Annotated in this window: 10 protein-coding genes and 1 tRNA gene; 3 read left to right on the forward strand and 8 right to left on the reverse strand. The window is 66.2% G+C overall.

Annotation, left to right across the window (positions count from 1 at the left end; genetic code table 11):
- Positions 1-247: 247 nt before the first annotated feature.
- From VGK32_02040 to tig, 6 genes are all read right to left on the reverse strand, one after another.
- A complete protein-coding gene (locus tag VGK32_02040; protein HEY3380515.1) occupies positions 248-1,213 on the reverse strand; it encodes an aldo/keto reductase in 966 nt (321 codons plus the stop codon).
- A 136-nt stretch (positions 1,214-1,349) separates the two neighbouring features.
- On the reverse strand, positions 1,350-2,087 hold the full coding sequence (locus tag VGK32_02045; GenBank protein HEY3380516.1) for a GTPase: 738 nt from the start codon (positions 2,085-2,087) through the stop codon (positions 1,350-1,352).
- A gap of 115 nt (positions 2,088-2,202) precedes the next feature.
- Positions 2,203-4,590 carry an endopeptidase La gene (gene lon, locus VGK32_02050; GenBank protein HEY3380517.1) on the reverse strand — a complete coding sequence of 796 codons (2,388 nt, stop codon included), beginning with the start codon at positions 4,588-4,590 and terminating at the stop codon, positions 2,203-2,205.
- Positions 4,591-4,686: 96 nt separating this feature from the next.
- Positions 4,687-5,934: an ATP-dependent Clp protease ATP-binding subunit ClpX gene (clpX, locus tag VGK32_02055; protein ID HEY3380518.1), complete on the reverse strand. Its 1,248-nt coding sequence runs from the start codon at positions 5,932-5,934 to the stop codon at positions 4,687-4,689.
- Between the two features lie 43 nt (positions 5,935-5,977).
- Entirely contained in the window at positions 5,978-6,592 is a 615-nt protein-coding gene (gene clpP, locus VGK32_02060; protein HEY3380519.1) for an ATP-dependent Clp endopeptidase proteolytic subunit ClpP, read from the reverse strand.
- 111 nt (positions 6,593-6,703) lie between these two features.
- On the reverse strand, positions 6,704-7,993 hold the full coding sequence (tig, locus tag VGK32_02065; GenBank protein HEY3380520.1) for a trigger factor: 1,290 nt from the start codon (positions 7,991-7,993) through the stop codon (positions 6,704-6,706).
- A gap of 566 nt (positions 7,994-8,559) precedes the next feature.
- On the opposite strand from tig, the gene ilvB reads away from it, so the two are divergent.
- The 3 genes from ilvB (at position 8,560) to ilvC (ending at position 11,926) form a co-directional block, all read left to right on the forward strand.
- On the forward strand, positions 8,560-10,242 hold the full coding sequence (gene ilvB, locus VGK32_02070; GenBank protein ID HEY3380521.1) for a biosynthetic-type acetolactate synthase large subunit: 1,683 nt from the start codon (positions 8,560-8,562) through the stop codon (positions 10,240-10,242).
- An 82-nt stretch (positions 10,243-10,324) separates the two neighbouring features.
- Positions 10,325-10,876: an acetolactate synthase small subunit gene (gene ilvN / locus VGK32_02075; protein HEY3380522.1), complete on the forward strand. Its 552-nt coding sequence runs from the start codon at positions 10,325-10,327 to the stop codon at positions 10,874-10,876.
- A gap of 42 nt (positions 10,877-10,918) precedes the next feature.
- Positions 10,919-11,926 (forward strand): ketol-acid reductoisomerase, encoded by a 1,008-nt coding sequence (gene ilvC, locus VGK32_02080; protein HEY3380523.1) that lies wholly within the window; start codon positions 10,919-10,921, stop codon positions 11,924-11,926.
- Between the two features lie 113 nt (positions 11,927-12,039).
- Here ilvC and VGK32_02085 read toward each other — a convergent pair.
- Positions 12,040-12,126, reverse strand: a tRNA-Leu gene (locus VGK32_02085).
- Between the two features lie 36 nt (positions 12,127-12,162).
- Positions 12,163-13,620, reverse strand: a complete 1,458-nt coding sequence (locus VGK32_02090) for a tetratricopeptide repeat protein (GenBank protein ID HEY3380524.1) — start codon at positions 13,618-13,620, stop codon at positions 12,163-12,165.
- Positions 13,621-13,690 lie beyond the last annotated feature (70 nt).

The following is a 13,690-nucleotide window of genomic DNA, read 5'->3' on the forward strand; positions in this document are numbered from 1 at the left end:
TCTTCCAGGTGGCCCCGCACGCGCACCGCACATCGACTTCCTTGTACTTCGGGTGGATACCTTCCTTCACGTCGAGCTCCTTGAGAGTAGTCCGAACCACAAATTGTAGCACACCTCGCCCGACTTCCGCTCAATCGCCACCTTCAGCACCGCACCCGCAGCACCACCAGCACCCGTGGCACCCTCAGCACCGCACCCGCAGCACCACCAGCACCCCTGGCACCTTCAGCACCCTCATCTGCCCGTCCTACGGAATGACCGTCCTCCGGTCCCATCGGTGGTGCCGGAGAGCAGCCATGACGCCCGGCGCGAGCCGGACGCCGTCGCTCGCGGCCAGGTTCTTCTCCACGTTGGCGACCCGCCGCATCCCGGGAATCGTCGTCGTCACCGCGGGGTGCTCGAGGATGAAGCGCAGCGCCAGCTCGGGCATGGTCATGCCGGCCGGCACCAGCGGGTGCAGTCGATCCACTCGTGCGATCGTGTCGCGCAGGTTGTCGCCGCGAAAGTAGAGCGCCCGCCAGTCGCCTTCGGGGAAGTGCACGTCGGGCGTGAGCGTGCCGGTCAGGCTGCCCTCGTCGAACGGCACCCGTGCGATCACGGCGATCTTCAGTTCCTCGCACACCGGGAACAATTCGTCCTCTGGATTCTGGTCGAAGATGTTGTAGACGACCTGCACGCAGTCCACCAGGCCCGTCCGCAGCGCCCGGATGACGTTGGACGGTTCCCACCGGTTGATGCTGATGCCGAAGGCCTTGATGAGCCCCTCACGCTTCAGGTCGTCCACGGCGCGCTGCCAGCGTTCATCCTCCGCCCACGCGTCGCTCCAGACGTGCACCTGCTGGAGATCGACGCTGTCCATGCCTAGGTTCTCGAGGCTCTTCTGCGTGTACTCGCGCAGGTGATCCGGTGGGAACACGTCCTCGAGTCTGTACTCGGCGCGTGCGGGCCAGCGGCCATTCTTCGGCGGGATCTTCGTGGCAACGTAGACGCGATCACCGCGGTGGCCCGAGAGCAACTGCCGGAGGAGTCGCTCGCTGTGGCCCGAGCCGTACGCCCAGGCGGTGTCGAAGAAGTTGCAGCCGAGCGTCAGCGCGCGCTCCATCGCCTGGAGCGACTCGGCATCTGACGACCCGCTCCAGCCGGCCATGCCCCAGGTGCCGTAGCCAATTTCGGCGAGTGGCCAGCCCGTGCGAGGGAAGGTGCGATTGCGCATTGATGCTCCTGCCGCCCCGCGGGCACGGCTTGCCTCGCCGAAGCCACTGGGCGAAGGCGGGAGGCCTGCGGCCACTGTGTCACCGCGTCAGCCCGCGGCCGGCTGTCGGGATCGACTGGCCACGATTCACCGGCAACTACTCACCGGTCTTGATCCACTCAGAGATCTGGCGCCACAACTCGTCGAGCCCGTCGCCCTTCAACGCCGAGACGGGCAGCACGGCGGAACCGAACGCCTGCTCGCTCTCGCGCTTCAGCCCGGACCTGTCGGACTGCGAGAGCTTGTCGACCTTCGTCGCGACGATCAGGAACGGAACGCCGATGGCCTGGAGCCAGTGGCAGGCCTCGATGTCGCTGGCCATCCCTGGATGTCTGGCGTCGATGGCGAGAACGACGGCGCCGAGCGGCCCTCGCCGCCCACGTGGCACGGGCTGCACGAGTGGCACGGGCTGCACGAGTGGCACGGGCGTCCCGAGTGGCACGGGCTGCTCGAGTGGCACGGGCGTCCCGCCCGTGTTCCGGACAGACGAGACGCCCGTCCCACTCTCCATTCGGCTCTCGAAGTACTGCGACGTCAGGCTCGCAAACTCCGCCCGCGCCTTCTCGCCGCCGCCCGCGTGGCCGTAGCCCGGCAGGTCCATGAGGTAGAACGCGCTTCCACTCGCCGGCGCGATGCGGTACACGTTCACCAGCCGCGTCTTACCCGGAGTCGAACTGGTGCGCGCGATGTCCTTGTGGACGAGCGTGTTGATGAGCGTGGACTTGCCGACGTTCGACCGTCCGACCATGGCAATCTCGGGACGACCATCGGTGGGGAAGTCGCGACGCGAAGCCGCGCTGATGACGAACTCGGCCGATGTGATTCTAGATGCCATTCGATGAGGGCTGAAACAGCTCAGGGGCTGCGACTCCATCGAGAACCGCAACCCCTGACCCTTGAATCCTGAATCCTCGCTCCTGAATCCTGGCTCCTGGATTCAGGCTCCTGTTCTAGTGCGTCCTCGCGTCGTCCACGTCGACGGCCGCGGCAACCTCGGGCGGCGCTGCCGTGATCGGGGCGGGCAACGGTTCGGCCATCGCGACCTTCAGCACGTCGTCCATCGTTTCGACCATGTAGACGTTCAGCACGTCGAGCACGGGCTTCGGGATGTCGGCGAGGTCCTTCTCGTTCTCCTTCGGGAGCACGATGTTCTTGAGGCCGGCGCGGTGCGCGGCAAGCACCTTCTCCTTCACGCCGCCGATGGGCAACACCTTCCCGCGGAGCGTGATCTCGCCGGTCATCGCGACGTCCTTGCGCGTCGGAACGCGCGTCAGCGCGGAGATCAGTGCGGTGGCCATCGTGATGCCGGCCGACGGGCCGTCCTTCGGGATGGCGCCCTCCGGGACGTGGATGTGCATGTCCTGGCGGCGGTTGAAGTCCTTTGGGATGCCCAGTGCTTCAGCCCTCGACCGGACGTAGGTCATGGCCGCCTGTGCCGACTCCTGCATCACGTCGCCGAGCTTGCCGGTGAGCGTCAGGTGCCCCTTGCCCGGCATCAGCGTCGCCTCGGTCACGAGGATTTCGCCGCCGACCTCGGTCCACGCCAGCCCGGTGGCGATGCCGACTTCGTTCTTCTCCTCGGCCATCGTCGGACGGAAGCGCGGCACGCCCAGGTGGTGCGTCACCCGCTCGGGGGTGATTTCCTCGCTGTAGGCCTTGCTGTCGATGACGACGCGGCGCGCGATCTTCCGGCAGATCGAGGAGATCTCGCGTTCGAGGTTGCGCACGCCCGCTTCACGCGTATACCGCTGGATGATCGTCGCCAGCGCGTCGTCGGTGAAGGTGACGTTCTCCTTCGTCAGGCCGGTCCCGTTCACCGACTTCGGCACGAGGAAGCGTTTGGCGATCTCGGTCTTCTCCTGCTCCGTGTAGCCGGGCAGTTGCAGGACCTCCATGCGGTCGCGCAGGGCCTGCGGCACCGTGTGCAGGACGTTGGCCGTGCAGATGAACATCACGTGCGAGAGGTCGTACTCGACGTCGAGGTAGTGGTCGAGGAACATGTGGTTCTGTTCCGGGTCCAGCACTTCGAGCAGCGCCGCCGACGGGTCGCCGCGGAAGTCCATCGACATCTTGTCCACTTCGTCCAGCAGGAACACCGGATTCATGCTGCCGGCCTTCTTCATCATCTGGATGATCTGGCCGGGGAAGGCGCCGATGTAGGTTCGGCGGTGACCACGGACCTCTGCCTCGTCACGTACCCCGCCGAGCGACAGGCGGACGAACTTCCGGTTCATCGCCCGGGCGATCGACTTGGCCAGCGACGTCTTGCCAACTCCGGGAGGCCCGGAGAAGGTGAGGATCGTCGCCTTGGGTTTCTTCACCAGCACGCGCACGGCAAGGAATTCGAGGATCCGTTCCTTGATCTTGTCGAGGCCGTAGTGGTCCTCGTGGAGGATCTCCTCGGCGCGCTTGAGGTCGCGGCTCTCCTTGGTCTTCTTGTGCCACGGCACCGCGATCAGCCAGTCGAGGTAGTTGCGCGAGACCGTCGCCTCGGCGGACATCGGAGGCATCGACTCGAGCCGCTTCAGTTCCTGGTTCGCCTTCTCCTCGACATCCTTCGGCATCTTCGACTGTTCGATCTTCTTCTTCAGTTCGTCGATCTCGTTCCCCTTCTCGTCCTTGCGGCCCAGTTCCTTCTGGATCGCCTTCATCTTCTCGTTGAGGTAGTACTCTTTCTGCGCCTTCTCCATCTGCTTCTTGACGCGAGACTGGATGCGGCGGTCCACCTGGAGTTTGTCCACCTCGGCCTCGAGGATCCCGGCAATCCGGTTCAGCCGCTCGAGCGGCGAGATGATCTCGAGGAGGTTCTGCTTCTCGTCCACCGAGACGAGCAGGTGCGAGGCGATCGTGTCGGCGAGCTTGCCCGGGTCGTCCACGCGCACGGCGGCGATCATCGCGTCGTAGTGCAGGTTGTTCGACAGCTTCACGTACTGCTCGAACAACGCCACGACACGGCTCATGGCGCTCTCGACGTCTCCGGCGCTCTCCTTCAGCCTGGCCACCACCTTCACGACGACGCGGTAGAAGCCCTTGTCTTCCTTCCACTCGACGGCCCGGGCGCGGTCCACGCCTTCCACGAGCACCTTCACGTTCCCGTCGGGCAGCTTCAGGCTCTGCACGATATTGGCGACGCAGCCCATCGTGAAGATGTCCTGAGGCGCCGGGTCGTCGATCGCCGCATCGTGCTGCGCGGCGAGGAAGATCCGCTTGTCCTTGAGCAGCGCGTGCTCGAGGGCACGGGTGGACGCCGGGCGTCCGATGACGAACGGCATCATCATGTGCGGGAACACCACGACGTCGCGGAGCGGGACGATCGGGAGAGTTTCGTAGACTTCCATTATTCCAACACCAACATGGACAGAGGCGAGGGTCGAGGGTCCGGGCCTGCAGATAGGACGCGACGTCCTTGATCCCGGATCCCAGATCCCGGAGTCCTAGCCCGCCTTCTCAATCAATGTAATCGGCTGTTCCTTCGATTCGACCACCTCACGCGTGATGACGCACTCCCGGATCTTCTTCTGCGTCGGGAGGTTGTACATCAGTTCCAGCATGAGGTCTTCGATGATCATCCGCAGGCCGCGCGCCCCGATTCTGCGCTGGAGCGCCGCCTCGGCGATGGCCTCGAGCGAGTCGTCGGTGAACCGCAGCTTGACGTTCTCGTACTCGAAGAGCTTCTGGTACTGGCGGGTGATGGCGTTGCGCGGCTGCGTGAGGATTTGCACCAGCGCCGCCTTATCGAGCTCGTGAAGGGTGCCGACCACCGGGAGCCGACCCACGAACTCGGGGATGAGACCGTACTTGATCAGATCCTCGGGCTCGACCTGCTCCAGCGTGGTACCGATGTCGCGCGTGTTGATCGGCTTGACGTCGGCCTTGAAGCCGAGCGCCTTGTTGCCCCTGCGCCGCTGGATGATCTTGTCGAGGCCGACGAACGCGCCGCCGCAGATGAACAGGATGTTCGTCGTGTCGATCTGGAAGAACTCCTGGTGCGGGTGCTTGCGGCCGCCCTGCGGCGGGACGTTGGCGACCGTGCCTTCCAGGATCTTCAGCAAGGCCTGCTGGACGCCCTCGCCCGAGACGTCGCGGGTGATCGACGGGTTCTCGTCCTTCCGGCAGATCTTGTCCACCTCGTCGATGTAGATGATCCCCTGCTGGCACTTCTCGATATCGCCGTTGGCGGCCTGCAGCAGCTTGAGGATGATGTTCTCGACGTCCTCGCCGACGTACCCGGCCTCGGTGAGCGTCGTCGCGTCCACGATGGTGAACGGAACCGAGAGGAGCTTGGCGAGCGTCTGCGCGAGCAGCGTCTTGCCGGTCCCCGTCGGGCCGATCAGCATGATGTTCGACTTGGTCAGCTCGACGTCGTTCCGATTGCGCGCCTGCTTCTGGATCTCAATCCGCTTGTAGTGGTTGTAGACGGCGACCGCGAGCTTCTTCTTCGTCCGTTCCTGTCCGATGACGTACTCGTCGAGGAACTTCTTGATTTCCTGCGGCACCGGCAGCTGCGAGCGGGTGCCCCGGTTCTCGAACCGATTGTCGTCAGCGATGATGTCGTTGCAGACCTCGACGCACTCATCGCAGATGAACACCGTGGGCCCGGCAATCAGCTTTCGGACGTCGTTCTGATCCTTGTTGCAGAACGAGCAACGCAGGACCTCGGATTCGCCGTTCTTCTTGACCATAATGGGGTGACCTGACGGGCCGCCGGACGCGCCGGACTCGAACTCAGGCGCGCTGCCGGATGACCTCGTCAATGATACCGTATTCCTTCCCCTGCTCCGCCGACATGATGTAGTCGCGGTCGGTGTCGCCCTGGATGCGCTTGATGTCCTGTCCGGTGTGTTGCACGAGAATCTCGTTCAGCCGCTCGCGCATCCGCAGGATTTCCCTCGCCGCGATGTCGATGTCGGTCGCCTGGCCCGCCAGCCCCGACATCAGCGGCTGGTGAATCACGATGCGCGAGTTGGGCAGCGAGAACCGCTTGCCCTTCGCGCCGCCGGCGAGCAGCACCGCCGCCATCGATGCTGCCTGTCCGAGACAGTACGTCTGCACGTCGGGCCGGATGAACTGCATCGTGTCGTAGATCGCCAGCCCAGCCGTAATCGACCCACCGGGGCTGTTGATGTAGAGCAGGATGTCCTTCTCCGGGTCCTCGGATTCCAGGAACAGCATCTGCGCGATGACCAGGTTCGCCACCGTGTCGTCGATCGGCGTGCCGATGAAGATGATGCTGTCCTTGAGGAGGCGCGAGAAGATGTCGTAGGCCCGCTCGCCGCGACTGGTCTGTTCGACCACCATCGGCACCAACTGCATATAGGGGACACTTTTCTCTGATGACATAGGCTCCGATCCACCGGGCCGTCGAGCGCACCAACCGCCGGGGCGACTGGTGCTCACGCGAACGACCGCGTCACGCGCGATCAGCTGTGGAGTGGGACAGGCTGGCAGTGATTAGTCTCCTGCGATTGTAGCACGCGACAGGAGGAAATCCACGCTGCGTTCCCGCCGCAATCCGGTCCGCAATCGCCCCAGTTCGCCGTCCTTCTCGAGTTGAGCGCGCACCGCCGCGGGCGTCCGTCCGGACCGCTCCGCGAAGCCCTCGACCTCGCGACCCAGTTCGTCGTCGGTCACCGCGATCTGCTCGCGCCGCGCCACCTCGTCGAGCACCAGCATCGCGCGCACGGCCTCTTCGGCCGACTCGCGCTGCTCCTTCCTGAACGCTTCCCAGTCGATGCCCGCCTTCCGCGGGTCGATCCCCTCGTCGAAGAGGTGACGGATGAAGTCCTGCGTCCGCCGATCGAGGTCGCGCTCCACCAGGACGTCGGGGACCGGCACCGTGACCCGTGCGGCAATCGCCTTCAGCAGGTCGCTCCGGAGCTTGCGGTCCGCTTCGCGCTTCATCTCGCGCACCAGCCCCTCGCGCACCTTCTCGCGCAGCGCATCCAGCGTGTCCGCGTCGCTCACTTCCTTCGCGAGGTCGTCATCGAGCGGCGGCACCACGCGGCGCCGGACCGCGCGGACCTTCACCGAGTATTCGACATCCTTCGACTTCAGTTCCTCGATCGCGTAGTCGGCCGGGTAGTGGACCCGGAAGGTCTTCTCGTCGCCGCCCTTCAGCCCCGTCAACTCGTCGTCGAACCCGGGAGGATTGACCGTTGCTCCCAGCTCGACCGACACGTTCTCGTGCTTCTCGGTCGGGCCGGGCGTGCCGTCCGCCTCGAATGCGCGCCGTTCGAGATCCACCGCCGCCGTGTCACCGGGTTCGAGACCGCGGTCCTCGATCGGCTCGAAGCGCGCGGCCCGCTGACGAAGCCGGTCGAGTGCCTGATCGACGGCGTCAGCCTCGACCGTCTCCGGATACCGGCGCAACTGAATCGTGCCGTACTCTCCGGGATCCACCGGCGGCACCGTCTCGAACGAGGCCGTGAACCTGAGCGGCTGGCCCTCCTTCACGTCCACGTCGCGCACGTCCGGGGTCGCAATCGGCTCGATGGTCCGCTCGCGCAGCGCCTCGTCCACCGCCCGCGGCACCAGTTCGTGCGCCACCTCGTGGAGAATCTCGTCGCGAAAGCGCTGCTTGACCACCCCCGCGGGGGTCTTGCCGGGCCGGAAGCCCGGAACTCTCGCGGTACGCCCGATGTTCCGCGTCACGCGGGCAATCTCGGCGTCAACCTCTTCGCTCGGGATTTCAATGATCAGGTTCTTCTTCGTTTCGGAAACGTCGACAAAATCACTCTTCATGGAGAATATCGGCATTCTGGGAGGCGCGCTTCAGCGGAGACGCCCGTTTCGGGCGGCCAACCTTGCCATCCGCGCCATGGTCGGGGCGGGGACAGTGGCCTCAACCTTCCAATTCTGGCACACCGCGACGCGGGAAGTCACGGCGGAGCTCCTCCCGGCGATGCTCCAACTCGCGTCGCGCCCTCCCTTCGACTTCGCTCAGGGCGCCTGGCATTCATACCGCTGTCACCGCTGATGCCATAAGTGAAACGAATGAATGACTAGAAATATTCTAATTGGACTTATGGGTTGGCCGCCGCTACGCTCTCCATCGATGCCGCCCGAGTTCCAGCCCCTGCTCGCCGGATGCTGCCGGTTGCAATCATCGGCGTCCTGTGTCGTCCGGTTGAAACCGGGTGAGGGTCCAGACAACCGGCACGACGGGGGGGCCATCACCTGAGCAGGGCGATGGCCTTTTCAGTTCTACGCGAAGGGGGATAGGCGGGAAGGCGGCAGGGCGGGTCGAGTCTTCGCAGCAGGATGTCGACTGGAGACGAAGACCGAGCGAAAGCGTGAGGGCGATGCGAATGACGGGTGCGCAGGCGTTGTGGGCGGCGTTGGCTCGCCAGGGCGTGTCGACGGTGTTCGGCTATCCGGGCGGCGCGATCCTGCCCGCCTACGACGCGATGATCGATTTTCCGATCCGGCACGTCCTGGCGCGTCATGAACAAGGTGCCGCGCACATGGCCGATGGGTACGCCCGCGCGACGGGGCGTCCGGGCGTCGTCGTCGCGACATCAGGTCCGGGCGCGACCAACCTGGTGACCGGTATTGCCACCGCGATGCTCGACTCGTCGCCCGTCGTCTGCGTGACAGGGCAGGTGGGGAGCGGATCGATCGGCTTCGACGCGTTCCAGGAGACCGACATCACCGGCGTGACGCTGCCGGTGACGAAGCACAACTACCTCGTGACACGCGCCGGCGACATTGCAGGCGTGATCGGCGAGGCGTTCCAGTTGGCAACGAGCGGTCGTCCGGGGCCGGTGCTCGTGGACATCACCAAGGATGCGCAGCAAGGGGCCGGTGATTCGACGGCTGAGGCGAGGTTGCCGGTGGTCCACCGCCGCCCCGACCTGTCGCCCACACCCGAGGCGTTGGACGAAGCGATCGCACTCATCCGCCGGGCGCGCAGGCCGGTCGTGCTGGCCGGCCACGGGGTCCTGCTGTCGGAGGCGAGCGACGTGCTGGCGAGATTCGTGGATCGCGCACAACTGCCTGTCGCCATGACGTTGCTCGGGATTGGAGGCTTCCCGGCCTCGCATCCGCTCAATCTGGGCATGATGGGCATGCACGGTGAGGCCTGGGTCAACGAGTCGATCCAGCGGGCCGACCTCCTGTTGGCATTCGGGATGCGCTTCGACGATCGTGCGACCGGCCACCTCTCCGGGTTTGCCCCGAAGGCACGCAAGATCCACGTCGATATCGACCCGAGCGAGATCGACAAGAACGTCCGGGTGGATCTGCCGCTCGTCGGCGATTTGCGCGAGGTGCTGGAGGCGCTCCTGCCGTCTCTGCCCCGCGGCAACCGCGCCGCGTGGCTCGCGGAGATTCGGGCACTGAGAGGCGATGCGGCGGTCCGCGACATCCAGCAACTGCCGGACAACGGCCACCTGCATGCCGCCCACGTCATCAACGATTTGTGGCGGGTGACGGACGGCCGCGCCCTCATCGTCAGCGACGTCGGGCAGCACCAGATGTGGGAGGCCCAGTACTACCGGCACGAGCGTCCGCGATCGCTCATCACGTCCGGTGGCCTCGGCACGATGGGCTTCGCCCTGCCGGCCGCGATTGGAGCGAAGATCGCGCGGCCCGAGGAGGACGTGTGGGTGGTCGTCGGTGACGGCGGCTTCCAGATGACGATGCAGGAACTCGGGACGGTCATCCAGGAGGAGATCAAGCTCAACATCGCCATCGTCAACAACGGGTACCTGGGGATGGTGCGCCAGTGGCAGGAGTTCTTCTACGAACGCCGCTACGCCGCGACACCGTTGGTGAATCCGGACTTCGTGCGACTGGCCGGCGCCTACGGACTGCCCGGGCGGACGGTTCGCGTGCGAGCCGAGGTGGCGCCCGCCGTGCGTGCGGCCCGAGAGTCACCGCAGACGTTCGTGATCGACTTTCGCGTCGAGCAGGAGGACTGCGTGTATCCGATGGTCCCGGCTGGTGCGGATCTCGGCGCGATGATGCGGCGGCCGGTGGCTCCCTCATGACGGGGAGGTGATCCATTGCCGCCTCGTCGCCTTCGATGATCGCGTCATGGGTCGTGCGGCCGGTGGCCGCCTGGAGAAGGGCATGTTGCACACCTTCGTGGTCCGCGTCGACAACGAGCCTGGGGTTCTCAATCGCGTGTCGTCGCTGTTCCGGCGGCGGGCGTTCAACATCGAGTCGTTGACCGTCGGTCACACCGAGGCCCCAGGCGTCTCACGCATGACCATCGTCGTCGAGACGGACGAGAGCGGAGCCAGGCGGCTCGAAGCCAACCTCTACAAGCTCGTGAACGTGCTGACGGTCACCAACGTCACCGCCACGGCGCTCGTCTGCCGCGACCTCGCGATGATCAAGGTGGCGGCCGACGCGTCGCTCCGCTCGCAGGTGATGCACCTGGCCGAGGTGTTCAGAGCGCGGGTCGTGGACGTCACGCCCAGTTCGTTGGTCATCGAAACGACTGGCACCGAGGACAAGATCGACGGCCTGCTCGAGGTGCTGCGTCCATACGGTGTCATCGAAATGGTCCGGACCGGACGCGTGGCGATGGAGCGGGGAACCACGGCGACCGGGGCAGATGTCGAAGAGGAACTCGTGCGCGCACACCGAACTGGCGAAGGCTACGCCTGCGCCTCGTAGGGTGAGCGATCGCCGGCGAACGGGATGAGAGGAAGGAGCATCATGACGAACGTCCACTACGACTCGTCTGCGGACCTCGCGATCATCCGATCGCGGGAAGTGGCGATCATCGGATACGGGTCGCAGGGCCATGCGCACGCGCTGAATCTGCGGGACAGCGGCGTCCCGGTTCGCGTCGGGTTGGCCGCGGCGAGCCGATCGCGGGCGCGGGCCGAAGCCTGCGGACTGCGAGTCCTCACGGTCGATGCTGCGACCCGTGAGGCGGACCTCGTCATGGTGCTGGCGCCGGACACGGCGCAGGCGACGCTCTGGCAACGGGAGATCGCTCCCAACCTCCACTCCGGGGCGATGCTGATGTTCGCGCATGGCTTCAACATCCGCTTCGGCACCATCATGCCGCCGCCGGACATCGACGTGGCGATGGTCGCTCCGAAATCGCCGGGTCATCGCGTCCGGGAGCTGTACGTCGAAGGGGCGGGGACGCCGGCGCTGTTCGCCGTGCAGCAGGACGCGACGGGCCAGGCGCGCGCACTCACGCTGGCGTACGCCCGAGCGATCGGGGCAACCCGGGCCGGGGTCATCGAGACGACATTCGCCGAGGAGACCGAAACCGACCTGTTCGGCGAGCAGGCCGTCCTGTGCGGAGGCGTCAGCGCGCTGGTGAAGGCGGGCTTCGAGACGCTGGTCGAGGCGGGTTATCAGCCCGAGATCGCGTACTTCGAATGCATGCACGAGCTGAAGCTGATCGTCGACCTGATGTACCGGGGCGGCCTGAACTTCATGCGCTACTCGGTGAGCGACACCGCCGAGCACGGCGACTATACCGGCGGGCCGCGCCTCGTGACCGCAGAGACGCGCTCCGAGATGCGCGCGATGCTGGAGGAGATCCGAAACGGGAGTTACGCTCGAGGGTGGATCGAAGAGGATCGGAAGGGCAGGCCGTGGTTCACCGCCGAGCGCGAGCGCGAGCGCACACACCAGATTGAGGAGGTCGGCAGCCGCCTGCGCGCGATGATGCCGTTCCTCGAGCCCGTGCCCGACGCGAGATGAAGAGCACCCGCCTCGGGCGCCTGGCGGCTACGGCGTGGCAGCCTTCGCCGGGAGCCCGCTGGCTTGCCAGCCGTGGCCCGAGTGTGGGTCGATCGGACGACTCGAGCGAAGGCTGGTGGGCGAGGCGGGAGTCGAACCCGCACGTCCTTTCGGACACAAGATCCTAAGTCTTGCGCGGATGCCAGTTTCGCCACTCGCCCGTGCCCGATAGGCTAGCACGGGCACGTGGTTCGAGCCTACATCCCGTCGACGATTCGGCAGAGCCGATCGCCCTTCGGAGCGTCGATCAGCTTCAGCCTGCCGCACTCCGCCCGCGCCAGGTCGCGCTCGCCGCTCGCCGCATAGGCAACGCCGAGGCCGAAGTGGGCCTTCACGAGGTTGGGTGCCAGCGCGAGGGCCCGCTTCAAGGCCGCGACGGCGGAGGTGTAGTCCTTCAGATCGAAGTAGGCGACGCCCAGGCTCGCCGGCACATCGGGGTCGGTGGGCACGAGCCGCTCCGCCCGCGCGAAGGCGTCCACCGCCTCATCGTACCGCCCCAATGCGACACAGGCGATGCCGAGGTTCTTCAGCGCGCCGACGTGGGCCTGGTTCAGCCGCAACGTGGCCTGGTAGGCGGCGTATTCGTCTTCGTAGCGCCCGAGCCGCCCGTAGACGTTGCCCAGGTTGAACTGCGACTCGGCGTCCCCGGGCCTGGTCCTCACCACCTCCCGGAACTCCAACGCGGCATCTGCGAGACGGGCCGCATCGACCAACTCGACGGCCAGTTCGTGGTGGAACCGTGCATTGTGCGGTTGGGCTTCCGACGCCTTCCGCCAGGCTGCGAGGGCGAGTTCGCGGTGTCCGTCCTCGCGGTGGCAGGCGGCGAGGGCCGCCCAGGCGTCGCCATCCACCGGATCGAGTGCGACGGCCCGGATGAACACGTCGCGCGCGTCCTGATGGCGTCCTTCGAGGGCCGCACGCAGACCCTGCTGGAACAACCGCTGATGCTCGGTGGGATCGGTGCGGATGGACGCTCCGGACCACTCTGGGAGCGTCAGCGGGCCGACCGACGACATCCTCGCCAGACGCTCCGAGGCGACGAGGAAACAGAAGGCGTCGTGCTCGACCTCGCGGGTTGCCAGGACGCCGACGAGCCTTCCTTCCGTATCCACCACCGGGCTTCCGCCAGCCGCGCCATCGAGCGAACCGGTCACCCGGTGAACGGGGCCGATGCCGGGAAGGTCGACGACGGCCTGGACGACGACTTCACGTGGAGGCGCCTCGAGATCGAGCGCCGCAAGACGGCCATCCGCCCGACCGTTGCGCGTCGCCCGCGGTGAGAGCGCCGGGGGGGCACCGTCGGGCAGATCGACCGCCACGAGGATGAGTCCGGCGCGCGGGTCTTCGGCGAGCACTGCCGTGACACGCTGCTCGCGTCCGGCGTAGAGCACGGACGCCTGGCGCGCGCCTCGGAGCAGCCGCGCGGGCACCAGCAGCCGTCCGATGTCCGTGAAGACCCCGATGCCGGACGCGACGCGGTTGCCGACACCGTCCAGTGCGAAGACGCGGACGACGGACGATCGCGCACGCTCGACGCGGGGCTGGGCCGTCAGTGGTGCCGTCAGCCCGAGCGACAGGATGGAGCATCCGAACGCGACGAGGCGGCGCCGAACGCCATGTGCGGATCCCGATCGCGGTGCGGGAATGGAGATCACGGGTACACCCCTCTCATCGAGGTGGAAGCCTTCGGGCTGTTGTCCGGTGGCGCAAGCCGCTGGGCTTGCA

Source organism: Vicinamibacterales bacterium (assembly GCA_036504215.1).
Taxonomy (GTDB): Bacteria; Acidobacteriota; Vicinamibacteria; order Vicinamibacterales; family Fen-181; genus FEN-299.